Origin of the sequence: Rhodococcus sp. 1R11 (assembly GCF_004563845.1) — a bacterium.
Lineage (GTDB): Bacteria > Actinomycetota > Actinomycetes > Mycobacteriales > Mycobacteriaceae > Rhodococcoides.
This window is the reverse complement of sequence record NZ_SPNG01000003.1, coordinates 244972-269707: the sequence shown is the minus strand read 5'-3', so window position 1 is coordinate 269707 and position 24736 is coordinate 244972. Positions and strand designations below refer to the sequence as shown.

Below are 24736 nucleotides of genomic sequence, written 5' to 3'. Positions count from 1 at the left end.
CCACCGAACCAGTGTTCGCCCAGCTCAGGGCTCTGGGGTCGTCGCTGAGGTGGTCGTCGTGGTCGTCGTAGTGACCGGAGTCGTCGTTTCCGCCGGCGTCGTGGTTTCCGGAGTGGTGGTCACCGCGACGGGCGGGGTCGTGACCACCGGTGCCGAAGTGGGAGCCGGGGCCGGTACCGGAGCGGGCGGCGGCGCAGGCAGGGGGGCAGGTTGCGGCGCGGTGTACTCCTCGGCCGTCGGCTCCTGCACTACCTCGGGAGCGGCCGCGGGCACGGTCGTCGAGGTCGGTGCGGTAGAGGCCACCCGCGCGGAGGTGGTGACCGGTGATCCGGCGTCGGTGACGGTGGGCGGTGTCGTGGCGGGTCCGCTGCTGAACACTCCACTCAGGGCTGCGATGACGAGAACGATGACCACGCCCGCACCGGCCCCGGCGATGATCGTGGTGACGGTGCGCGAGCGCTCGCTGCGTTCCTTCTTGTTCTCGGTCGCCGCTCCGGCGATTGCGGTTGCGGTTGCGGCATAATGGGTCGCCGGGCCGGAACCGTCGGGATCTTCGACTGGAACGATGGGCTCCGAGCGCAGCTGGGACGGGCCGAACACCGGTGCCACCGCCGGTATCGCCTCGGAGAACGCAAGGGGCGGCGGCGGCGCGACCACCGGAATCGCGTCGGTGTCGAGCGAGTCCGTGCCGTCGTTGCGAGTGACCACCGGCGCTGCGCCGGTCACCAACGAGTTGCCGTCGACGTCCTCGACCTCGGCGATATTCAGTGCGCCGCGAGCCGCAGCGAGCGGCTCGACGAGCAACGCGCCCGCAGTGCGCTCGCCGATGTCGGCGACCACCGGAGGTAGGGCAGCACTGCCGCCGGTCAGCACGACCGTGCCGGTCGACGGCACGTCGAGCAGGCCCAACGTCGGCGCGATCAGGTCTGCGAACTCGGCTCGGGTGACCGTCGTCGTATCGGAGACGCCGGGCAATTCCACCGCGATCGTGGCGACGTCCGCGGTGCTCAACGTGTGCTTCGCCTGCTCGCAGGACGCGACGATACCGGTGAGAGAAGCCAGAACTGCCGCGTCGGACAGGTCGAGGTGTTCGCGATCGGTCACGACGTGATCGAACAGGGCATCGGTGAACACGTCGCCGCCGACAGCGGTGGTGCGCTCGGTGCCGCCGCCCGGATACGTCGAGATGTCGGTGCCGGTGGCCCCGATGTCGATCACCGTGACGGCAGCCCCGGGGCTCGGCTGGGCGAACGCGCTCGCGGCCTTGGCCTCGGGAACCAGCGCGACGTCGGTGAGACCGGTGTGGTCGAGGGCGTCGCGCAGCAGAGCGATGTTCTCGCGGTGCCATCGCGTCGGATACGTCATCGTCGTGACGGGCCTGGACGCTGATTCGGACGTCTCGGAGAACATGGTCACGAGGCAGTTGGCGGCGTTGGCCATCAGATCCTCGGCGCGATACGCGTCGGCGTCGGGTTCGAGATCTTCTTGCTTGCCGACCAGATCGACGAAGCGAGTGAACGGCGCGGTGTCGACGGACTCTCCGAGATGGGCGCGGCCGTCGTCGTCGAACCTCAGTGTCGTCGGCAGCACGACGACGGTGGGTTCGAACGCCGTCGAGTCGCGATACACCGCAACGGACCTGGTGTTGCCGATCGTGATTCCGAGATGCCCGGCACCGGTCATGGAGTGCCGCCCGTCGTTGCTCCGGCCGGAGCTCGATCCTGGGGAGCGAGACGTCCGGCCTGGGTGTCGTCGGCGTTCTCGTCGGGGGTGGGCTTCGTCGGGGTGTCGTCGGCGGGTTCGTCGCCGGGCAGCTCGGGACCGACCGGTTCGTCGTCGGTCGGAAGTGTCGTGGTGGGGCCTTCGGTCTCGGTGTCTTCCGGAACGTCGACGGCGGGTCGCGTGTCGACCTCGGCGGCGTCGCGTTCGGAGCGTCGGTTTCCGGTCGGGTCGATCGCCGTGGTCGTGGTCTCCGGCGTGGTGACCGGCACCTGTGGGACGGCGGGGACGAGTTCGACCGCCGGTTCGACGACGGCGGTGGGGAAGTCGATCGGCCCACCCGGCCGGATCCCCGACGTCGTCGTCGGGGGCGCCACCTGAGCGTTCTCGATCGTCGGCACGGGGGTGTCGGCCGACGTGCCGAGCTGCAAGGCGATCACACCGGCACCGACGGTCAGCGCCGCTGCGAACGCCGCGGCGGTGAACAGCGGGGCGGTGAACAGCGGGCGACGGTCGGCGCGGGTCGGTGCACCGACGACGGCAAGGCGTTCGGTGACGGCGTCCACCGGGTAACGGGCAGCCAGAATCGCTGCACCACGAGCCGCGGCGACGGCAGTGTCCTTCTTCTCCATGGTTGCTCGCATCGACGAGTTCCAGGCGTCCAGCGCCTCCTCCTCCGATACGAGCGCTACGTGCGCCAACCCGTGCCCGTTCATGGCCGCACGCAGGGCGAACACCTGTTCGGCGGTCCAGCGGGCCGGGTAGGTGGCGGCCGCAGCGAGATCGCCGGGACTCCGATCGATCGACGACGCCACCTCGGTGAGCAGGCACAGCAGCGCCATCGACGTCAGCTGTTCGGCGGGGAAGACGGTGCCCCGGCTCCCGGTGACACCGCCACCGAGCGCATCCAGGAAGTGCGTGTACGCCTCGGAGTCGCTGTCGGTGGCATCACCGAGCGAGACGGTGCCGTCGGGATGAGTGTTGAGCACGGTCGAGTGCAGGGACGCCAGATGCAGGGACGGCCCCGGCGCGATGGGGTGCGACACGGCCGCGACGGACTGGTCGTCGTCCAGATAGAGGCCGACGTCCGGTGCGCCGATACTCGCCCCGCCGGGCTGCTCGGTCATGCGGGCTGCTCGGTCATGGGGATATCTACCTGTCCTGGGCTCGGAGTCGATGTTCGGTCGTTATGTCGCTTCGGATCCTCACACAGTTACACCCGCAGTAGGGGGCATCGGCGTGCCGAGGTCAGGGGGTCGATGTTCCGTAGCCCATCGCCCGCAGCATCGAGATCAGTTCCGAACGCGACCCGGCTCCGAGTCTGCGGCGAATGCGAGCCACATGATGTTCGACGGTTTTCGGGGAGATGTAGAGCCGGCTGCCCACCTCGCGGTACGTGACGCCGAGAACCAGCAGCTCGGCCACCTCGGCCTCGCGTTCGCTCAGAGATCCCGACGGCTGCGGCGTCGTCCCGTCGGTCTCCCGCTGATGCGAGCTGGGCTGACGCAACGACCGGGCGATGTGCAGTAGCGAGGTGGCCGTAGCAGTGTCGGCGACGGTCAGCGCGGCCTCGCTCGCCAACCGGGCACCGTCCCACGGCAGGCCGAACGCGGTGAGGGTGCGCGCCGAGAGTTCCACCTCGACGGCGTCGGGCCTGCCCTGCAGAACGCCGAGCCATGCCCGCCCTGCCGCGGCGAGTGCGGAACTGTACGGGTGCGTCGGAGCGGCGGACGCGAGGGCCTTCGCGTGCGGCACCAGGGCTTCGGGCGTCTGCGCCACGATGGCGGCCTGCACCTGATACCAATGCAGCGCCGACGCCCACACCGGCGGATCCCCCAACGCGGCGAGCAGCGCCGTGGCCTGCGACACGAGGTGCTCGACGCGATCGAACTGGCCCACTCGTGTTGCCGCCAGCACCAATTCGCCGAGGGGCAAGAGAGAGAACAGGTCGATCGAGTACGCGGCGACGACGTTCTGCGCCTGGTTCCACGCCGTGACGAGAGATCCGGCGTCCCCGGACCTGCGGGCCAACCCCACCCGAATACCGTGCAGGAACAGGTGATTGCGCACATGCGAGTCGGGGATCTCGAGCGGGTCGACCAGGTGGCAGGCCTGTGCGACATCTCCTCGCAGCATGGCCGCCCAGCCGCCGATGAGAACGAGCCGCGTGTGGGCCTCCGATCCCGGCCGCAGCTCGGGAAGGGCACGAGCGATGACGGAATCGACGCGGGCGAGATCACCGCAGTGCACCGCATGCAGAGCGGCAACCGCGGCTGCCGAATCCGGAGCGCACCGACGATCGGACGGCGCGGCCGTCAACGTGACCGCGCGCATCAGCGCGTTCGTCGCCGCACTCGACGCCGCAGCGCTGCGTGAGTCGATCGAACCGAGGACCCCGTCGACGAGCAACGCACCCGACGCCGTACTCGACGTCGGCGCCAGCGATGCCACGACACTCAGGGCGCGGTCGGCAGCAGGGCGGTCGCCGGCGGCAGCGGCCGACAAGGCAGCCCACACTGCATCGGTCCCGAGTCGATCCGTCCCGAGCCAAGCGAACAATTGTGCAGCGCGCGAGACCATTCCACGCTGCGCGGCGATCGACGCCGAGACCCTGACCGCAGTGCGTAGATCGACCTGCGTGTGATCGGTGGCCGCATCGAGGATCTCGTCGGCACGACGGCCTGACTCGTCGAGGTGTCCGGTCGCGGCGGCCACCTCTGCCCGGCGGGCCGCGAGCGCCGACGGGTCGAATCCCGCCGCCACTGCCGCGTCGTACAGCACGCCCGCCGACTCGACGGAAGCCGAGTCGCCTTGTCCAGCAAGGAAATCAGCGAGTTCTGCGCGCACGACCCCGTGCGTCGTCAACGCTCGTGCGGCCGAGGCGTCGAGCAGCCCCGATTGCGCCGCAACCTCGGCGATGCGGTCCAGCAACACCCGGCATCGACGCTCCCCGATCATCTCGGTCAGGGGACCTTCGGCGGACGGAATCAACGCGCCCGTGGCGTCGAGAAGACCCGAGCTGCACGCGATGTCGACGACGGACTCGGCGTCGACCGGTCGCGTCACGAGCTGCGCCGCCGTCACCGGGTCCGGGACGACGCCGAAGCGAGCCGCGAGCAGCACGGCGCGGGTGTCGTCGATGGTGTCGACGAGTATCCGACGATGCTGTTCGGCAACGGATTCGGTGACCGCACGCAGCGGAGTCGGATCGGACCGTTCGCCCCCGAGCGCGGCCAGTGCCGCGTCGACGGCGACGAGAAGCCCTCCGGTGGACTTTGCGATCGCGCTCGCCAGCGACGCCGAGATCGGCCGAGCGACAGCGGCTGCCCGCGTTGCGATCGACGTCTTGTCCAGCGGCACCAACGTCAGACGGGCGGCACCGGCGGACGCGACGAGCTTCTCGATCCGGGAATCGTATCGGCGCGGGGCCGTGGCGAGAACCAGCGTGATGTCCGAACGCGTTGCTGCAGCGGCTATCTCGTCCACGCGGTGATCCGGCAACAGATGTGCATCGTCGACCAGAACCGTCGCACCCGGCGGCGCATCGGTGACACTGCCTACATGCACCGTCGTCGCGGCGGCCGCGACCGCACCGAGAACTGCGGATCGACCGGAGCCGTTCACTCCGACGACCACGTGCACACCGGTGCTCGACGACGCGTCACGAACGAATCGATCGGCGCGCTCGACGCCGACGAGAGCGGATGGGGTGCCGGCCACGATCGGTCTACTGACCGGTCAAGCCGCCGACGACCCCGCCGAGCCCGTCACCCAGGCCCTGACCCACACCTCCGACGACACCGCCGAGGCCCTGCCCGACGCCCTGACCGACATCGCCGAGCGTCGGACCCTGGTATGTCGGTAGCGGTTGCGGCGTGAATTGCGGTGCCTGCGGTACCTGCACGGCCGGGGGCTGGTAGTTGGGCACCGTCGGTGCGGCGACCGAGGGAATCGTCGGCACCGTGGCCGCCCCGTTCTGGCCCGGGACAGCGGCGGGTGCCCCGGCAACAGGAGCCCCGGTGGCCGGATCGATCTGGGTGACACTGCCGTCGGCGTTGACCACCGTGGTCGGTGCGCCCGTGGAACCGATTGCTGCTGAACCGTTTTCGCCGGTCGGTCCGGTGGTCGACTCGACGCCCGCCACCGCGGCCGTGCTGCCCGGAGTCTCGGTGCCGGAGATGGAGGTCTGGGAGTTGGACTCCGCCGGAGTCGTGTTGTCGGAGGTGAGGGCCGTTCCGACCGACAGTCCGCCGCCGGCGAGGAGGGCCAGTACGACGACGGATCCGGCGACCAGGCCTGCCTTCTTCCGTCCGGACATTCCCGATTCCGACGCCACTGCCGTCGGGGTCGGGGCGGGCCGCGGGGTGGGACGGGGCATCGGCGCGGCAACGGCAGTCGCGGCGGGAACCGCAGCCAATGCTGCTGCGTCGTCCGCGGCGGTGGCGTCGGCGATGTCGCTGCCGAGGATCGCGGCTCCGATGGCGACGGTCAGTTCGGGGCGCGGCCCGGCCACGACCGGTACTCGGAGCTCGGTCGAGACGAGCTCGGCGACGAGGGGGATGGCCGAGCTGCCGCCGGTCAGCACCACCTGATCGATGTCGGTGACCTCGAGGCCTGCGGCCGCGACCGCGTCACGCACAACGCCGATGGAGGCCAGCAGCGATGCGCGAACGAGGTCTTCGATCTCCGAGCGCACCAGTCGCACTTCGGTGTGCAGCCCCGGCAGGTCCACGGTCAGCGATGTGGAGGTGTCGTAGGACAGCTGTTCCTTGGCCTCGCCGCAGCGGGCGCGCAATTCGACCAATGCACCGACGGTGTCGGGATCGAAGGGATCGAACTCGAACGACTGACTGCCCGAGACGGTGTCGAGTACGTACTGCATGATCTCGTGGTCGAACTGAGCGCCGCCGAACTCCTGCGAATGAACGCCGGTTCCGACGACGCCTGCGTCGGACCCGGTCCGCATCAGCGTGACGTCGAGAGCCGTCGCGCCGAGGTCGTAGACGACCGCGAGACCGTCGGGCTGGGTTCCACGGGTGACCTCGAGCCAGCGCATCGTTGCGACAGACTCCGGCACGAGCGTGACGTCGGTCAGGCCCGCGCGATCGAGCGCTTCGCCGAGCACCTCGACGGTGTAGGCGGTCCAGCGTGTGGGGTGGGTGACCACCACGGAGGGGGAGGCGTCGACACCGGCGGAGACGTCGGCGACGAGGGCACGAGTTGCGGTGGCGTACAGGTCCTCGGCGCGGTGACTGCGGCCGTCGTCGTCGATCAGTTCGACGGGGTCACCGACGCGATCGGCGAACCCACTGATGAGATGGCGCGTCGAACGGTCCCACAGGTCGGCGAGACTGGGGGCCGCACCGGGACGAAGATCGAGGGCCGAACGCTTGACCACCGAGGTCACCGGGTCGGTATCCAGGGCGGCAACAGCCGTCACGGTTCCGATCCGTATGCCGAGCCCTGCGTTCATCTGCCGCCACCTTCTCGTTGCACTGCCCTGGTTCCCACCGCCGTTACCCGCACTGTCGGCTCGGTGCCCCGATTCGTTACGTCTCACAGCAGGTTAGAGCGTGCAACGAGTTAAATCCCCTAAAGCGCTCAGATCCCCTAATGCAAGTCCCCTGGCGGCCCCCGGGGGAGTAGGGGGATCGTCCCCGTTGGGCGGGGGCTCCGCGGGCCATAGCTTTGTGATCAACCACGAAGCATCACTCGTCAAGGAGACTCACATGGCTACCAACGCCGTACTCGATTTCATTCTCGGCCTGCTGCGCGACGACAACGCCGCTGCTGCCTACTGCGCCAACCCCGAGACGACGTTGGCCGCTGCCGGCCTCGGCGGCGTCACCCACGCAGACATCGTCGCGGTGGCCCCGTTGGTCGCCGAGTCGGGACTGTTCGCAGGTGCGGGCAGCCAGCTCTCCGCCATCCTGGGTGCGGGCGGATCCGCAGGACTCGACGGCGCACTCGCCGGAGGCGCGAGCCTCGGCGGCGGACTGTCGGCCGGGCTCGGCATCGCCGCAGGAGCGGTAGCCGGCGGCGGACTCGCCGCAGGTGGCACCCTGACCGGCGGAATCGACGTGGCGGGTGAAATCGAAGCGTCGCTGCAGGCAGCCCTCGCCGCAGCTCTGGCCGTCGGCGGCCAGATCGGCCTCGAACTCGGAGCCGCGTTCGGCGGCGCTCTCGACGCACTCATCGGTGCCGGTGCGGGCATCGGCGGCGGAATCGATCTGGACCTCGACGGGCTTCTCGGCGGCACGGTCGGACTCGGCGCTGCGCTCACCGGACTCATCGGAGCAGGCGCAGGCATCGGCGGCGAGATCAGCGGCGACCTGGCGGCGCAGCTGCAGGCAGCGCTCGACGCCGCGATCGGTGCCACCGGCGCAGTCGACCTCGCCGCGCTGGCCGACATCCAAGGCGGACTGTCCGGCGCGCTCGGTGCCCTCTTCGCAGTCGGCGGAACCGTCGGAGCCGAACTGGGCGCTGCCGTCGGTGGCGTCTTCGAATCCGTGCTCGACGCCGGAGCCGGCCTGGACATCGTCGGCGGCCTCGGCACCGCGCTGACCGCAGGTATCGGCGGCGCTCTCGCCGGACTCGGAACGGTCGGCGCGGACCTCACCGCAGACATCGCAGCAGCCCTCAGCGGATCCGCCGAAGCCGGAGCCGCGCTGGTCGGCGACATCGCCGGTGGCATCGGTGGCAGCCTCGGCGGACTCTTCGCCGTCGACGGCGCAATCGCAGGATCCATCGGAACCGCACTCGGTGCAGTACTCGACGCCGGTGCCCTCGCTGACATCGACGTCGACGCACTCCTCGCAACCGGCGGCAACATCGGCACGGTTGTCAGCGGCGCCCTGGGCGGCGTCCTCGATCTCGACGCCGGAATCGTCGGAAACCTGGCCACGGCCATCGACACCGCCATCGAGGGAACCCTCGGCGCAGGTCTGGGCATCGGTGGCAGCATCACCGGCGAACTGGCGGGTGAGCTGACGGGTGAGCTGACCGGCGGAATCACCGGCGCGCTGACCGGCGGAGTGACCGGCAGCCTCGAAGGAATTCTCGGAACCGCGTTCGGTGTGGGCGGCGCTGCAGGCGCACAGCTAGGCACGGCAGTCGAAGCGATAGTCGACGCCGGAGCCACACTCGACCTCGGAGCAGCACTCGGCGCGAGTGCAGATCTCAGTGCTCAGCTGGCCGGTGCGGTCGACACGGCCGTGTCCGCAGGTGCCGATCTCACCGGCACCGTGGAAGGCACCCTCTCCGGACTCGGTGGCCTCGGCGGCGGCCTGACCGGCGGCCTCGCCGGACTCGGCAACGTCGGCGGGGACCTCACCGGCGGCCTGGCCGGACTCGGTGGCCTCGGCGGCGGCCTGACGGGCGGCCTCGCCGGAGTCGGCAGCGTCGGCGCAGGCATCACCGGTGGCCTGGCGGCCGTCGGCAGCGCAGGAGCAGACGTGACCGGCGGCCTGGCGGCGGTCGGGAACGTCGGCGGCGACGTGGCCGGCGGACTGAACGGGCTCGTCGACGCGGGCACGAGCCTGACCGGCGGACTGGCCGGACTCGGCAGCCTCGGCGGCGGAATCGCAGGCGGTGTTGCAGGTGGCGTCGAAGGCGGTGTCTCGACCGGCATCGACGCAGCAGCGCAGGCCGGCGCAGGACTGGAAGGCACCCTCACCGGTGCCGTCGACGGCGGAATCGACGCGGCAGCGCAGGCCGGCGCAGGACTGGAAGGCACCCTCACCGGTGCAGTCGACGGCGGAATCGACGCCGGTACGCAGGTCGGTGCAGGACTCGAATCGGCAGGTGACCTCGCCGGTTCCGCTGCGGGTGACCTGGCCGGAACCGTCACCGGAGGACTCGACGGCACCGTGGGCGGCGTCGTCGACGCAGGAACCTCGGTGGGCGGCGACATCGCGTCGAACATCGGTGGCGGACTGGACGCCGGCGGCTCGATCGGCGGCGGCCTGGCCTCCACGGTCAGCGGGGGTTTGGATGCTGGTGCGGACGCTGCGGGTTCCGTGGCCGGCGGATTTGATTCTGCCGCTCAGCTCGGTGGCCAGGTCACCGGTGCAGTGCAGTCCGGAGCCGAGGGATCGTTCGAGTCCGCGAGCTCCTTCGATTCCAGCGCGAACGCATCGGGCACGGGCTGGTCGAGCGTCGACTCCGACGTCTTCGGACAGAGCGAGAGCAGCACGGACCTGTTCGGCGAGACCGGCGGCAACCTGCACGGATCGGTCGATTCGGCAGCAGATTCACTGGGCCACTCGCTGACCGTCGACCACGACATCGACCCGCTGCACCCCTGATCGAGTTGCCTGTGATCAGGTGACGAAGTGACGAGCCGGCCCCGAGCGTTCAACGACACTCGGGGCCGAGTCGTCGCTAGAGTTTGGGAATGCGGCCTGCGGGACGAGTTGGGTTCGCGGGAGTCGACGAGATGGGTTGTGGAGACACAGGTATGGACGGGCAATCTACGGAACTGGCCGAGCTGCTCGATCGCACTGCGAAGGTAGCGGCATCGGCGGGACGATCCGATCTGGTCGATCGAGTCGAGGCAGCGAAGTCGCGTGTTCTCGACCCGCGCCGTCGCATCATCGTGGTCGGACCCCTCAAACAGGGCAAGAGCCAGTTCGTGAATTCGCTGCTGAATTTGACGGTGTGCTCGGTGGGCGACGACGAGACCACCGCGATTCCGACGGTGGTGTCCAACGCGGACAGCTTCTCGGCTCAGCTCGTGCTCGCGAATCCCGGTGACGAACCGATTCGTGTGGACGTACCGCTCGAAGAGATCACCACGGTCACTCCGGCGAGTCCCCGCGCTCAGGGCCGGGAGGTGCTTCGGCTGGACATCGCGGTGCCGAGCCCACTGCTCGCCGACGGCTTGGTGCTGGTCGATACTCCTGGAGTCGGCGGGCACGGAAATCCGCACGCAGCAGGGACATTGGGTCTGATTCCGTCGGCCGATGCCGTGCTCGTCGTGTCCGATGCCTCCCGTGAATTCACCGAGCCGGAGTTGGCGTTCCTGCGGCAGGTGCAGGGTTTGTGTCCGGCTGTGGCTGTGTTGATCACCAAGATCGATCTGTATCCCCATTGGCGGCAGATCGTCGAGGCCAACCGTGGACATCTGGACCGTGCCGGCATCACCGTGCAGATGCTGCCGGTGTCGTCGTTGTTGCGTTCGCACGCAGTGCGTTTGAACGACGAGGAACTCAATGCCGAATCGGGCTTCCAGCAGCTGTACGCATTTCTGCGCGACGACGTGGTGGCACGCGCCGACGTCCTGGCTCGCGCATCGGTATCCCTCGATGTCCGCTCGGTGACCGAGCATCTGACATTGTCGTTCGGCAGTGAGCTTGCGGCGCTGAAGGATCCGGAGCGCGCGGCCGCCGCAGTCGCCGGGCTCCAACGCGCCAAGTCCGCCGCCGAGGAACTGCACAAGAGGTCCTCGCAGTGGCAGCAGACCCTCAGTGACGGAATCGCCGACCTCGCGTCGGACATCGATCACGACCTGCGCGACCGACTGCGACGCGTCACCCGGGAGGCGGAAGAGACCGTCGACGAGGGAGATCCAGGGAAGGACTGGCCGCAACTGGGCGAATGGCTCGAAGAGCAGATCGCCGCGTCGGTGGGCGACAATTTCGTGTGGGCGCACGAGCGGGCTCTGTGGTTGTCGGAGTTGGTGGCCGAGCATTTCGCGTCGTCGGGGGCGGCGGCCCTTCCCGATCTCGATCTCGGCGATCTCGACAATGTGCTCGAGCCGGTGACGTCCCTGGCCGATCTGGAGTCGGGACGGGTGGGTATCACGCAGAAGGTCCTCGTGGGAATGCGCGGATCCTACGGTGGCGTACTGATGTTCGGTCTGATCACCACGTTCGTCGGGCTGAGTCTGCTCAATCCCATCTCGATCGGAGCCGGCGTACTGCTCGGCACCAAGGCATACAAGGAAGACAAGGAGAATCGCGTCAAGGCTCGTCGTTCCGAGGCCAAGATGGCGATTCGCCGCTTCACCGACGACGTCAGCTTCCAGGTGGGCAAGGAATCCAAGGATCGGCTGCGTCAGATTCAGCGGGTGCTGCGGGATCACTTCACGTCGATCGCCGAGCAGACGTTGCGTTCGCTCAACGAGTCGCTGCGCTCGGCGCAGGAAGCCGCTGCTGCTGACAACACCGACCGCACCGCCCGGATCGCGCAGCTGGAGAACGACATGCGGTCGGTCTCGGAATTGAATGCTCGCGCAACGCGTCTGGTGAAGGACGTTGCGGTATGAGCGTGACGGCACTGGCCCGAGCTCGCGATCTGATCTCGGCAGCGCGGTCGACGTACGCCGGCGACGCGGAGGCGTCCTGGATGCTCGACGAATGTCTCTACCGTTTGGATGAGCCGCTCCGGGTCGCGCTTGCGGGATCGCTCAAGGCCGGTAAGTCCACCCTGCTCAATTCTCTTGTCGGACAGGATATTGCGCCGACCGACGCCACCGAATGCACCAAGGTCGTCACGTGGTATCGCAACGGTGTATCACCCAGTGTGACAGCCTGGTACGACGGCGATCGCGCGGCGAACGTTCCGGTGCAACGACGCGACGGGCGGCTGACGTTCGATCTCGGTGCGTTGACGGCAGCGCAGGTCGACCGCCTCGACGTCGAATGGCCGGCAAGTACTTTGGCACAAACGACGATCATCGACACACCCGGCACCTCGTCGCTCTCCCGCGATGTCTCGGCGCGCACGTTGGCGATGCTGACCCCCGAGAATTCGTCGTCGGGGGCCGACGCGGTGGTCTACCTGCTGCGCACCCTCAATGCCACGGACGTCTCGTTTCTCGGGCAGATCGGGGCACACGTCGGCGGTGATTCCGGGCCGCTCGGCGTCATCGGGGTGGTCTCGCGAGCCGATGAGGTCGGCTCGGGTCGCATGGACGCGATGATGTCGGCCAAGGAGGTCGCGGCCCGGTTCGCGTCCGAGCTCGAAGCCACCGGGCTGTGCCAGGCCGTCGTCCCGGTGGCGGGACTGTTGGCGTTGGGTGCGGAGACGTTGCGGCAGAGCGAGTTCGCCGCATTCCAGATGCTCGCGACGGTACCGACCGAGGATCTCCAGTTGGCGATGCTCTCGGCCGATCGGTTCGTGCGGGCGCAGAGCACTCTGCCCGTCGATGCCGCCCTGCGCGCCAGCATCGTCGACCGCTTCGGCTTGTTCGGGATTCGGATGGCCGTGACGCTGATTCGGCTCGGTGTGAGTGATTCGCCGACTTTGGCGGCCGACCTGGTCGAGCGCAGTGGACTGTCCGAACTTCGATCGGTGATCGACGTTCAATTCGGCCAGCGTGCGGATCAGCTCAAGCTGCACTCGGCTCTGGTTGCGCTGCAACGAATTCTGGAGTTCCGGCCGGAGTCGCATGCGCTGCGTACCGAGGCCGGCCGGATGCTGGCCGACGTGCACGGGTTTGCCGAACTACGCTTGCTCGGCCGATTGCGTTCGGTCACACCGACATTGCCCGACGGTGGACTGCTCGATCTGCAGCGCATCATCGGGGGCTTCGGTATCGCCGCCACGGAGCGTCTCGATCTGCCGCCCGACGCCGGACATGCTCAGCAGCGCGACACGGCACTGGCTGCGGTGCGCAAGTGGCGATCCCTCTCGGAGCATCCGCTCCTGGACCGGTTCACGTCGAGTTCGTGTGCCCTCGCCGCACGCAGCGCCGAAGGGATTCTCGCTTCACTGACGTGAGGGGCGCCGAGGCAGTAGCGCGACGACCGTGGCGAGCGCGGCAGCGCCGGCCACGACGAACGGTCCCCACACCAGGACGCCGCCGAGCAGGGCCGAGGCGTCGGAGACGAACGTCGAGAACGTGACGGCCGCGCCGATGGTCAGAATTCCCACCGCGCCCATCAGGACCTTGGACGACGTGGCCGCGCCGCGGAGCAGGTTCAGCGAGACGAACCCGAGCAGTACCAGCACGGCGACGGCAGCACCGCTCGAGATGAGGGTGGCCGATGCCGTGTTCCGGACATCTGCGGCGCTCGCCGTCGAATCCTGCTGCGCTACTGCCGTTTCGACGCCCGACAGAACGGCGTTCCAGTTCAGCGCGATGACGGCGGCCAGCACCAGGATCAGTACGGCGGTCGCCGCCCACAGTCCGGTCGCGATCCTGGGCAGAGGGGAGTCGGCGGCGGATTCCTGTCGTGGCCGCAGCGGCTCGACGGACAGCTCCGGCCGCGGTGGTTGCGGGCGGGCAGGCCGAGGCCGGCCTGCTGTCGGATCGTTCGGTTCTACGGCCACGGTGCAGAAGTCTATCGGGGGAGCTGCCCGGTCACCGGCAGTGCGGCTGCGAAGTTCATCGAAAGGTCGTACCGTGGGACGCTGTGGCCGATCACGCTGTACCGAACCTGCCGTCTCGTGACTTCGATGCCACGCTCGCCTTCTACGGCGGATTCGGGTTCGTGTCGGCCTACCGTGACGATGGTTGGCTGATCATCGAGCGCGGAGCGCTTCGGTTGGAGTTCTTCCGGTTTCCCGATCTGGTGCCCGACGACAGTTCGTTCATGTGCAGCGTCCGTGTGGACGATGTCGACGAACTGTATCGACAGATCGCGAATGCAGGCGTCGTGGAGAAGCCCGTCGGGCGCCCTCGACTGCATCCTGTGCTGCGCCGGCCTTGGGGGCAGCGCGTCGGATTTCTCGTGGATCCCGATGGGACCCAGCTGAATCTGATCGAGAACCTCGACGCGCCGCCCACGGCGACCGACTCCGGCTAGCCGCTCGCAGGTTCTCTCACCGCAGCACCACCGCAACGCCCTCGTACGGGCCGAGGTTCATCGGGAAGCTGTGCAGTTCGTCGACCGTCGCGATCTCGTTGTCGTCGAAGACATCGATGGCGCAGGTGCCGGGCACCAGGTGCTTGGACTGAATGGTCGCGCTGATCTCGTCGGACGAGAAGTTCAGCACCGTGGCCTGGATGGTGCCCTGGCCGAGCTCGTGCACCATCACCAGCAGGCTCTTGTGCGATACCGTCGGAATGTCGATCTGCTGCGCCGTGGCGATTCCGTACTTGTTGCGCAGCTCGATGATTCGAGCCAGCTGACGAGCGAACGACTGTGGGTCGGCCAGCTGCTCCGGCAGCGATCCGTACAGGCTGCGGCCTCGAGGGATACCCGACTCCGAGCGCACGGCCTCGGGGAAATACCCCATGAGGTCGTGTGCGCCGCGGTTGAGCCAGCGGGTGTCTCCCTCCTTGATGAGATCCTCGACCTCGTCGGCGGCGATCGGAAGAATACCCAGCAGGTCCCAGCCGGACAGCGCGAACACGCCCGGCTGGAGTGCGTTGTACATGGCGAGCAGCAGGTGTGCTCGTTTGACGGTCTCGATGTCCTGCTCGTCCATGCGATCGAGATCGCGGATGCCGAGCGACGCGGTGATCACACTTGCTGTGGTGCAGGCGATTCCGTTGGTGGTGAACGTTCGGTTGTACGGTGCCCAGCGGCCGGTGAGTCGATCGGTGAGTTCGCCTCGAATGCGATCGCCCAGATCGCAGCCCTTGACCGCCTCGCCGCCGTAGGCGAACTCGTCCTCAGCGTGCAGTGTGGCGAAGTGGATGAGCTCGAACGTCATCTCGTCGTGGTTCTGCAGCGCGTGCACCAGTGACGCGGTGTCCACACCGTGATCACGAGCCAAAGTCATGGTGAGCCTGAGGAACTCGGTGTTCCCCATGACGAGCGCATGCTGGTACGCCGGACGGTTGATGAAGTCGTACGACAGATCGGCACCGTTGGTGCCCATCGCCTTGATGTCGTCGATCGTCAGGTTCAACTCCTGGAAGGTGAACCCACCCATCTTGCGCACCACGCTGGCGATCAGGTGATTCGCGGCCTCCGAGAGCGGGTGCCCCTCGGACCAACCCGGACCCTCCGCGCGACGTTCGACGCCGAGGAAACCGTTGGCGTCCAAGCGCAACGCACCGGCACCGAGATCTGCGATGGAATGGCAGGCGTCGCCGATGACGAGACGCATACCGGCAAACGATGGGTCGAGCCAGTTGATGGACGGCTGACCGGCCTTGAAGTAGTGCAGGTACACCCACCGCCGCTCGACGCCGTCGATGCCGACGACGGGAGGTGTTGCGCTCCAGTTGGTTTCCTTGACGCCGAGCTCGTAGAAGATCACTCGTTGCAGCTGGCCGATGATGTAGCCAGCGCGAGCGAGATTGGCCTCGGCCTCGGCGTCGATGTTCTGCGAGTCGGCACCGGCGCGCACGCGGGGGAGCAGGTGCCAGTCCTGCGGCTCGATCTCGACCATGTGATAGATGCCGGGGTAATCGGCGACGGCCATCTCGGCCAGCCGGAAGTCCGCACCCTTACCGGTGTGGCCGGGAACGATGTCGTCGATGACGATGCCGTCGTACGCAGAAGCCACCACGCACAGGCGTCGGAACTCTTCCTCCGAGCCGAACGCGGGGTCGATCTGCATACCGATGCGGTCGAAGTGGCCGTCGACGGACGGGGTGGGACGCCACCCGTGGATGCCGCCCGCCACCTTGACCGGTCCGGTGTGCACGGCGGTGACGCCGATCTCGGAGAACGCCTGCCACAACTTCTCGTCACCGAGGGTGCTCAGGAAACTGGTCTGCGGAGCGTTGATCACCGAGATGGGGTACGCGGTGAACCACACGGGAGCTCGCTCGACGGCAGCACGCGGATCGGGATCGGCATACGGGTTCTGCCACATGCTGCCCTTGCCCGACAGCTGTTCGGCAATGAGCTTGGCGTCTCGCAGCATCGACTGTTCGGTGAGCCAGTCTACGTATTCGGGATTGGACGCGACCGGCTCGCTGTCCGGTGTGGGACCACTACTTCTGTTCGCACGGCGCACGGACGGACGAAGCGGTTTCGGCCGAGCCGGGTAGAACTTCTCGTCGTAGGTGATCTCGCTCGGTTCGTGCTGCACTTCGGGATCCATGTGCCTCCGTAGCCTCGCTTTTCCTCAACCCTACGTAGGGCGCGGCCGATCCGCAGGGTTGTGGTTCCCCTCTTCCTCGGCCGGCGAAACCTCGCGCGGAGACGGGGTGAGCCCATCCGTCGGACGACGAGCGACAGTGGAATTACACGAATGTCATTCCGCGCGACCGGTTTTGTTCGATATGCGAACGTCATCGAATCGAGACCGCCCGGTGTGGAATGTCTGAATCGGATAGGCCATAGTGAAGAAGTACCAACTGTCCCTTCAGTCACATCAGACTCACGGGTCACATCCCCCTCAGCCTCAGGAGTTGTCCATGCGACGTCTTGCCCGCACATCGATCCTGGCCTCGACGGCCGCCCTGGCCGCCGCCATCGGTGCGGTCGTCCTCGTACCCATGGCCTCGGCCGAGCCCGAGACCGAGCCCGCAATGCCCCTCGGCTCCGCGGTTCTCGAAAGCCCCGACCTGGTGGTCTCGATCGCCACTGTCTGCGACACCGCGGTCGAGAAGGCACCCGAGGGCGGCGTCGTCGCACTGCAGGTCAAGGTCGAGAACAAGGGTGCCGACGACGCGTCGAACGTCAACGTCAACTACGGCGCACTGCCGGGTCTGCAGGGCCAGAACACCGAGAAGACCATCAAGGCAGGCGAGGCAGCCACGTACACCGTGCCGTCCGCCGACCGCGAATGGGTCGCTCGCCCGGCCGGCGCAGCAGCGTTCGCCAGCGCACTCGACGGCGACTTCATGAACAACATCACCGGCGGACTGCTCAGTTACAGCTGCATCCCCGCGCCCGCCGAGGATCCGGCCGAGTAATTTCCGTTCTGCACTTCTCTCCCGCTGCGCCGCGACGATCCACCGGATCGTCGCGGCGTACTGCTGTCCCCATGTGAGTGGAACTTCGTAGCAGGGGTCGAGTTTTCACTCACATGCGGCGCAGCCGCTCCCTCGGGAACAAATTCGCCACACCCTCCGTTGTGCAGGTCAGCAGCCTTGAGTGGATGAGGCTCAAGTTGGAAGTTGACGCGACAAGACGCGTTGTGCAAACTTGAGCGGAGTTCGCTCACCCAGGGACTGGAACCCACGCAACAACAGGAGGAAACATTATGGCTCGTGCGGTCGGTATCGACCTCGGGACCACCAACTCGGTCGTGTCCGTCCTCGAGGGCGGCGAACCGGTTGTCGTCGCCAACTCCGAGGGATCACGCACCACCCCGTCGATCGTCGCTTTCGCCAAGAACGGTGAAGTGCTGGTCGGCCAGCCCGCGAAGAACCAGGCGGTCACCAACGTCGACCGCACGATTCGTTCCGTGAAGCGCCACGTCGGCACGGACTGGACCGTGGAGATCGACGGTAAGAAGTACACCCCTCAGGAAATCTCCGCGCGCACGCTGCAGAAGCTCAAGCGCGACGCCGAGGCCTACCTGGGTGAGGAAATCACCGACGCGGTCATCACCGTTCCCGCGTACTTCGAGGACGCACAGCGTCAGGCCACGAAGGAAGCCGGCCAGATCGCCGGCCTCAACGTCCTGCGCATCGTCAACGAGCCCACCGCGGCAGCTCTCGCATACGGCCTGGACAAGGGCGACAGCGAGCAGACCATTCTCGTGTTCGACCTCGGTGGCGGCACGTTCGACGTCTCGCTGCTGGAAATCGGCGACGGCGTCGTCGAGGTCCGTGCGACGTCCGGCGACAACCACCTCGGTGGCGACGACTGGGACGAGCGCATCGTGACCTGGCTCGTCGACAAGTTCAAGGCTCAGAACGGCATCGATCTGACCAAGGACAAGATGGCGCTGCAGCGTCTGCGTGAGGCTGCCGAGAAGGCGAAGATCGAACTGTCCTCCGGGCAGAGCACCTCGATCAACCTTCCGTACATCACGGTCGACGCGGACAAGAACCCGCTGTTCCTCGACGAGCAGCTCAGCCGCTCGGAGTTCCAGAAGATCACCTCCGACCTGCTCGACCGCACCCGTGCGCCGTTCCAGGCAGTGGTCAAGGACTCCGGCATCGCCGTCAAGGACATCGACCACGTCGTGCTCGTCGGTGGTTCGACGCGTATGCCCGCGGTCTCCGAGCTGGTCAAGGAACTCTCCGGTGGACGCGAGCCCAACAAGGGCGTCAACCCGGACGAGGTCGTGGCCGTCGGTGCTGCACTGCAGGCCGGTGTGCTCAAGGGTGAGGTCAAGGACGTTCTGCTCCTCGACGTCACGCCGCTGTCCCTCGGTATCGAGACCAAGGGTGGCGTCATGACCAAGCTCATCGAGCGCAACACCACCATCCCGACGAAGCGATCCGAGACCTTCACCACCGCTGACGACAATCAGCCCTCGGTGCAGATCCAGGTCTTCCAGGGTGAGCGCGAGATCGCCTCGCACAACAAGCTCCTCGGCTCGTTCGAGTTGACGGATCTGCCCCCGGCTCCGCGCGGCGTCCCCCAGATCGAGGTCACATTCGACATCGACGCCAACGGCATCGTGCACGTCACGGCCAAGGACAAGGGCACCGGCAAGGAGAACACGATCAAGATCCAGGACGGCTCCGGCCTGTCCAAGGAAGAGATCGACCGCATGGTCGCCGACGCCGAAGCTCACGCAGACGAGGACAAGGCTCGTCGCGAAGAGGCCGAGGTCCGCAACCAGGCCGAGTCCCTCGTCCACCAGACGGAGAAGTTCGTCAAGGACAACGAGGACAAGGTCGACGCCGAGCTCAAGGGCCGCGTCGAAACTGCCATCGCCGACGCCAAGACGGCTCTCGCGGGCAGCGACATCTCGGCGGTCAAGACCGCCGTGGAGAAGCTGTCGAGCGAGTCGCAGGCACTGGGCACCGCCATCTACGAGGCTCAGGCCAAGGAGCAGGGCGGCGCAGAAGGTGGAGCGCAGGCAGCTGACGACGGTGTAGTCGACGCAGAGGTTGTCGACGAGCCCGCCGACGACACGGACAAGAAGTGACGTCCGACAACACCGAGCAAGAACCGGTCACTTTCGTGGACAAGCGAAAGATCGATCCCGAGACCGGTGAAGTACGGGAAGGAGACGCAGTTCCCGAGCCCCTCGCGGGCACCGGAACCGCGCCCCAGCCCGGCTCGGTTGACGCAGGGAACGACGATGCAGAGGTCGACGCCGAAGTAGTGGAAGACCCGCGTGACACGCAGGTTGCAGAGCTCACCGCAGATCTGCAGCGCGTGTCGGCGGAGTACGCCAACTACCGTCGCCGCACGGATCGGGAGAAGCAGACGGGAGCGGAGAACGCGAAAGCGTCCGTCGTGTCCCAGCTGCTCCCCGTCCTCGACGATCTGGAGCGAGCTCGCCAGCACGGCGATCTCGAAACCGGACCGCTCAAGTCCGTGGCGGACAAGCTGGCGGGGGTGTTCACGAACATCGGTCTGAGCACCTTCGGGGCCGAGGGCGACGCCTTCGACCCGGCCATCCACGAGGCCGTTTCCCATGAGGGCGACGGCAGCAATCCGGTCGTCGGCACGCTGATGCGTCCGGGCTACAAGCTCGGCGAACGCGTGCTGCGCACCGCGATGGTCGGCGTGGTCGACAGTGCTTCCGAGGGCACGGCAACAAATGAATCTGACGCACCCGCGTCCGACGAGCAGTAAAAAGAAATAGCGCGAGAGGAGGAAACGCCCGGTGAGCCAGCGGGAGTGGATCGAGAAGGACTTCTACAAGGAGCTGGGCGTTTCCTCCAGCGCTACTGCAGAAGAGATCAAGAAGGCGTACCGAAAGTTGGCGCGGGACAACCATCCCGACGCCAATCCCGGTAACGCCGCGGCCGAGAACAAGTTCAAAGCGGTCAGCGAGGCGCACGCCGTTCTCGCCGACCCGGCCAAACGCAAGGAATACGACGAGGCCAGGCGGCTGTTCGCGTCCGGCGGCTTCGGTAGCCGCGCCGGCGGTGGGTTCTCACCCGGTGCCGGTGGATTCGGCGGCGGTGGTCAGAGCTTCGACGTCGGCGACATCTTCGGTCAGGCCGGCGGCGACGGCGGCATCGGCGACCTCTTCGGTGGACTGTTCAATCGCGGCGCTGCGCAGCAGCGCCCGCAGAGCAACCGTCCCCGACGCGGCAGCGACGTCGAGACCGAGACCTCGCTGCAGTTCCGTGAGGCAGCGCTGGGCGTGACGGTTCCGTTGCGGTTGACCAGTCCGTCCTCGTGCACCACGTGCCACGGCAGCGGTGCCAAGCCGGGAACCAGCCCGCGGGTCTGCCCCAAGTGCAACGGCCAGGGTGTCGTCAACCGAAACCAAGGCGCGTTCGGCTTCAGTGAGCCCTGCGACGATTGCCGCGGTACCGGATCCATCATCGACGACCCGTGCGTCGATTGCCGCGGCACCGGAGTGCAGAACCGCACCCGCACCATCACCGTGCGAGTCCCCGCCGGCATCAGCGACGGCCAGAAAGTACGACTCGCAGGCCAAGGCGAGGCCGGGCTACGCGGAGCACCGTCCGGCGACCTGTTCGTGACCGTTCGAGTCAAGCCCGACAAGGTCTTCGGCCGCACCGGCGACGACCTGACGGTGACTGTGCCGGTCAGCTACGGCGAACTGGTTCTCGGCACCACACTGTCGGTGCCCACCCTCGAAGGACGCGTCGGCGTCAAGGTGCCACCGGGCACCGTCGACGGCCGAGTGCTGCGGGTGCGCGGACGCGGTATCCCGAAGAAGTCCGGTACCGGTGATCTGATGGTGACCGTCAAAGTTGCCGTCCCGCAGAAACTCGACGATGCTGCTACCGACGCTCTGAAGACCTATCTGGAAGCCGAGAAGGCCAGCGGATTCGACCCGCGGGCCGGGTGGGCAGGTGTGTGATGTCGGTCCCTCCCGAGGGCGGTTCCGCGAAAGCCGGTGGGGCACAAGGTGATCCCGACGCGCAGATCTTCGTGATCTCCGTCGCGGCTCAGTTGGCCGGCATGCATGCGCAGACGCTGCGCACCTACGACCGACTGGGCCTGGTCATCCCGCACCGCACCACCGGCGGGGGGCGACGCTACACACCGCGCGACGTCGCCCTGCTCCGTGAAGTGCAGCGACTCTCGCAGGACGAAGGCGTCAACCTCGCCGGCATCAAGCGCATCATCGAACTCACCAACCAGGTCGAGGCCCTGCAAGCCCGGGTCTCGGAACTGGCGCAGGAGGTGGCGAACGTGCACGCGAGCTACCGCCGCGACCTGGTGCCTATTCAGCGCAACGCCCTGGTGGTCTGGAAGCCGAAGCACCAGCGCTGAGTTCGCCGCCTTCCCCGCAAACGCGCGCGCATTTGTCAGGTGCGCGCAGATTTGCCAGTGATTCGGTCACTATTCCGCGCGCGTTCAGCAAACGCGCGCGCGTTTGCGGCATCGGCAGCGGCGAACCCCGCGCGCGTTTGCGAGACACCCGGCATCGACCCCTATCCTGGTCCGCATGCAGGCGTGGAATTCGACAGTCGTTCAGTACCACCGCCTTCGGAACGATCTTGCGGTGATCAGGCTCGAGGGCGATGCGATCCCGTTCAGAGCCGGGCAGTCGGTGTCGGTCAAGGTTCCCCAAAACGCCGCGTCGACGCGGCGATATTCGCCCGCACTGCCGCCGTCGCTGGACGGCAAGCTCGAATTCCATGTGCGCGCGGTGCCCGCGGGGTGGGTCAGCGGATCGATCGTCAACGAGACCCGTCCGGGCGATGTGTGGCAGATCAGTGATCCGCAGGGCGGTCTGCACGTCGACGATTCGGGCCGCGACGTCGCCATGATTGCGGGCGGCACCGGCCTCGCCCCGTTGCGCGCGATTCTGCTCGATCTCACACGCTGGGAGCAGCCGCCGAACGTGACGCTGTTCTTCGGCGGGAAGTCGCCGCGCGATCTCTACGCGAGCGACATGCTGTGGTTGATGGCGGCCGAGTTGCCGTGGCTGACCGTCGTTCCCGTCGTAGACCAGCTGCACGAGCCGTGGGCCTCGGACCGCTGGAACGATCGTATTCACGAGGAAATAGGTTCCAGCACATCATTTTTCGAGCCGGAGCACTGCTGGGAAGGTGCCATCGCCGACGTCGTTGCGGTGCAGGGCCCGTTCCCCGACAGTCAGATCCTGGTGTGTGGATCACCCGGTATGGAGGCCGCCACCGTGCGCGCCCTCGTCGAGATCGGAACCCCGCTCGCAGACATTCGCCGCTGAAGCAGAAGCCGTAGCCGAAGCCGACGCAGAAGCGCCGTCCCACCACATCAGGGCAGTCGCAGTATTCGACGCAGATGCGCCAGGTCCTCCGGCGGTAGTGCCGTGAATTCCGGCGGCGGGGCGTCGGCGATCGTGCGGGCTTTCTCGGCGAGGCGGCGTCCGGTGTCGGTGAGTCCGATGATGCGTCGTCGACGATCGTGGGGGTCCTCGGTGCGCACCACCAGGTCTCGCTGTTCGAGTTCGCGCACGTTCAGCGATACGTAGGGCACATCGGAGGCGAGCAGATCGGCGAGTTCGGTGACCGTCCGATCGCCGGCCAACAGCTTGATCAGCAGTTTCGCCCGCAGGAAGCTCATTCCGGTGGCGTCGGCGACGGCCCGTCGAGTGTCGTGTACCTCGAGCATCAGTGCTCGCATCTCGCGCCAGATCTGCGCTGCTTCGCTCGTCATACGAGTACCGGCTGGTCGATACGTTCGGCGGTCGAGCGGGCCCACCGGCCGGTGGTGACGATGGCGAGGACGGTGACGACCACGCCTGCGCCCACGATGACGAACCAGGCGGGCACGGCGGCGGCAGTGAAGCCGTCGGAGATCTCTCCGACGATGCTCGCGGTGACGATCGAGCCCATGACGGCAACGCCGAGCGACTGACCGACCTGCCTGCTGGTCGACGCGATGGCCGACGCCACGCCGGCTTGGCTCCGCGGCATCCCGGACACTGCGGTGTTGGTGATCGGGGCGTTGACCATGCCGAAGGAGATTCCGAAGATCACGTATGCCGTCGCCAGCCAGGCGAAGGACGTGGTCGGCGTCATTCCGGCGAGCATCAGCGCCGAGATCACGAACCCGATGCCCGCGACGAGCAGGGGAATGCGTGCCCCGAGGGTCCCGACGATGCGTCCCGATATCGGCGCGAAGATCAGCGTCATCACGGCCATCGGCAGAGTGTAGAGACCGGCGTGCAGGGGTGAGTAGCCGCGAACGTCCTGCAGGTAGAGCGTGTTCAGGAAGAGGAACCCACCGAGGGAAGCGAACGAGCACACGGCGATCACCGTAGCGCCACTGAACGGTGCACTGCGGAAGAACTTCAGTTGGATCAGCGGTTCCTCGATACGCGACTCGACCACCAGCAGGCCCACGAGGGAACCCACTGCGATGGCACCGGTGAGCACGATCAGCGGCGATCCCCAGCCCTTCGCTGGTCCTTCGATGATGGTGAACACCAGCGAGGCGAGAAACGCGAAGATGAGGAACTGGCCTACCGGATCGAACTTCCTCGCGTGCTCGGCCTTGGATTCCGGGACGAACTTCATCGTCATCGCCAGTGCGAAGATGCCGACAGGGATGTTGATCCAGAAGATCGACTGCCAGCCGGCTCCGGTGACGAGAATGCCGCCGAGCGCTGGGCCCGCCGACATCGAGATCCCGACGACAGCACCCCACATGCCGATGGCCCCGGCACGCTCTTTCGGGTCGGTGAAGGTGTTGGTGATGATCGACATCGCGACGGGATTCATCATCGACCCGCCGACGGCCTGCAGCATCCGGAAGGCGACCAGCCATCCCAGCGACGGTGCGACGCTGCACAGCAGCGAGCCGAGCACGAACGTTCCGGTGCCGATCATGAAGAACCGCTTACGTCCGTAGCGGTCGGCCATCGAGCCGCCGAGCATCAGCAGCGACGCCACCACCAGGGTGTACGCGTCGATGATCCACTGCAGACCCGAGACCGACGCGTCGAGGTCGACGCGCATCGACGGCAGTGCGACGTTGACGATCGTGTTGTCGGTACTGACGAGAAACAGGCTCAGGCAGCAGATGCCGAGCACGAGGTATCGGTGTCGTCGAGTCAGCTCGGCCACGTGCACCTCCGGTTATTTGCTTGTATATCTACAACTATTACATGAGTACTCCTA

General features: G+C 67.1%; 18 protein-coding genes. 10 read left to right on the top strand and 8 right to left on the bottom strand.

The features are described 5' to 3' along the window. Positions 1-24 precede the first annotated feature (24 nt). The 4 genes from E4P29_RS07115 to E4P29_RS07100 form a co-directional block, all read right to left on the bottom strand. Positions 25-1683 (bottom strand): Hsp70 family protein, encoded by a 1659-nt coding sequence (locus tag E4P29_RS07115; protein WP_135043153.1) that lies wholly within the window; start codon positions 1681-1683, stop codon positions 25-27. Next, positions 1680-2846: a hypothetical protein gene (locus E4P29_RS07110; protein WP_135043151.1), complete on the bottom strand. Its 1167-nt coding sequence runs from the start codon at positions 2844-2846 to the stop codon at positions 1680-1682. The genes E4P29_RS07115 and E4P29_RS07110 overlap by 4 nt, the downstream gene beginning before the upstream one ends. 121 nt (positions 2847-2967) lie before the next feature. Continuing rightward, positions 2968-5439: a helix-turn-helix transcriptional regulator gene (locus E4P29_RS07105; protein ID WP_245154200.1), complete on the bottom strand. Its 2472-nt coding sequence runs from the start codon at positions 5437-5439 to the stop codon at positions 2968-2970. Between the two features lie 7 nt (positions 5440-5446). Then, positions 5447-7192, bottom strand: coding sequence for an Hsp70 family protein (locus tag E4P29_RS07100; protein WP_135043149.1), 1746 nt, complete (start codon positions 7190-7192; stop codon positions 5447-5449). A gap of 256 nt (positions 7193-7448) precedes the next feature. Between E4P29_RS07100 and E4P29_RS07095 the strand changes: the two genes are divergently transcribed. The 3 genes from E4P29_RS07095 (at position 7449) to E4P29_RS07085 (ending at position 13443) form a co-directional block, all read left to right on the top strand. After that, positions 7449-10025 carry an IniB N-terminal domain-containing protein gene (locus tag E4P29_RS07095; RefSeq protein ID WP_135043147.1) on the top strand — a complete coding sequence of 859 codons (2577 nt, stop codon included), beginning with the start codon at positions 7449-7451 and terminating at the stop codon, positions 10023-10025. Between the two features lie 152 nt (positions 10026-10177). Next, positions 10178-11986 carry a dynamin family protein gene (locus E4P29_RS07090; RefSeq protein WP_245154199.1) on the top strand — a complete coding sequence of 603 codons (1809 nt, stop codon included), beginning with the start codon at positions 10178-10180 and terminating at the stop codon, positions 11984-11986. Next, positions 11983-13443 (top strand): dynamin family protein, encoded by a 1461-nt coding sequence (locus tag E4P29_RS07085; RefSeq protein ID WP_135043145.1) that lies wholly within the window; start codon positions 11983-11985, stop codon positions 13441-13443. The genes E4P29_RS07090 and E4P29_RS07085 overlap by 4 nt, the downstream gene beginning before the upstream one ends. Here E4P29_RS07085 and E4P29_RS07080 read toward each other — a convergent pair. Next, complete coding sequence (locus tag E4P29_RS07080) at positions 13432-13995, bottom strand: hypothetical protein (RefSeq protein WP_135043143.1); 564 nt, start codon at positions 13993-13995, stop codon at positions 13432-13434. The genes E4P29_RS07085 and E4P29_RS07080 overlap by 12 nt on opposite strands. A gap of 83 nt (positions 13996-14078) precedes the next feature. Here E4P29_RS07080 and E4P29_RS07075 point away from each other — a divergent pair, with 83 nt between their 5' ends. Then, complete coding sequence (locus tag E4P29_RS07075) at positions 14079-14471, top strand: bleomycin resistance protein (RefSeq protein WP_032366879.1); 393 nt, start codon at positions 14079-14081, stop codon at positions 14469-14471. Between the two features lie 16 nt (positions 14472-14487). On the opposite strand, the gene treS is transcribed toward E4P29_RS07075, so the two are convergent. Then, on the bottom strand, positions 14488-16668 hold the full coding sequence (gene treS, locus E4P29_RS07070; protein ID WP_135043141.1) for a maltose alpha-D-glucosyltransferase: 2181 nt from the start codon (positions 16666-16668) through the stop codon (positions 14488-14490). A 316-nt stretch (positions 16669-16984) separates the two neighbouring features. Between treS and E4P29_RS07065 the strand changes: the two genes are divergently transcribed. The 6 genes from E4P29_RS07065 (at position 16985) to E4P29_RS07040 (ending at position 22821) form a co-directional block, all read left to right on the top strand. Continuing rightward, complete coding sequence (locus E4P29_RS07065) at positions 16985-17485, top strand: Pro-kumamolisin, activation domain family protein (RefSeq protein WP_135043139.1); 501 nt, start codon at positions 16985-16987, stop codon at positions 17483-17485. Positions 17486-17775: 290 nt separating this feature from the next. Beyond that, entirely contained in the window at positions 17776-19620 is a 1845-nt protein-coding gene (gene dnaK, locus E4P29_RS07060) for a molecular chaperone DnaK (RefSeq protein WP_027495655.1), read from the top strand. Next, positions 19617-20276 carry a nucleotide exchange factor GrpE gene (grpE, locus tag E4P29_RS07055; protein WP_135043137.1) on the top strand — a complete coding sequence of 220 codons (660 nt, stop codon included), beginning with the start codon at positions 19617-19619 and terminating at the stop codon, positions 20274-20276. Before dnaK ends, grpE begins: the two co-directional genes overlap by 4 nt. 31 nt (positions 20277-20307) lie before the next feature. Further along, positions 20308-21483 (top strand): molecular chaperone DnaJ, encoded by a 1176-nt coding sequence (gene dnaJ, locus E4P29_RS07050; protein ID WP_135043135.1) that lies wholly within the window; start codon positions 20308-20310, stop codon positions 21481-21483. Further along, a complete protein-coding gene (locus E4P29_RS07045; protein WP_045841157.1) occupies positions 21483-21899 on the top strand; it encodes a helix-turn-helix domain-containing protein in 417 nt (138 codons plus the stop codon). The genes dnaJ and E4P29_RS07045 overlap by 1 nt, the downstream gene beginning before the upstream one ends. Before the next feature lie 175 nt (positions 21900-22074). Continuing rightward, the gene (locus E4P29_RS07040) at positions 22075-22821 is read left to right on the top strand and encodes an FAD-binding oxidoreductase (protein WP_135043133.1); all 747 of its coding nucleotides are present in this window, start codon (positions 22075-22077) and stop codon (positions 22819-22821) included. Between the two features lie 47 nt (positions 22822-22868). Here E4P29_RS07040 and E4P29_RS07035 read toward each other — a convergent pair whose 3' ends face one another. Next, positions 22869-23270, bottom strand: a complete 402-nt coding sequence (locus E4P29_RS07035) for a MarR family winged helix-turn-helix transcriptional regulator (protein WP_135043132.1) — start codon at positions 23268-23270, stop codon at positions 22869-22871. Next, positions 23267-24682 carry an MFS transporter gene (locus tag E4P29_RS07030; RefSeq protein WP_135043130.1) on the bottom strand — a complete coding sequence of 472 codons (1416 nt, stop codon included), beginning with the start codon at positions 24680-24682 and terminating at the stop codon, positions 23267-23269. The genes E4P29_RS07035 and E4P29_RS07030 overlap by 4 nt, the downstream gene beginning before the upstream one ends. Between the last annotated feature and the right edge of the window lie 54 nt (positions 24683-24736).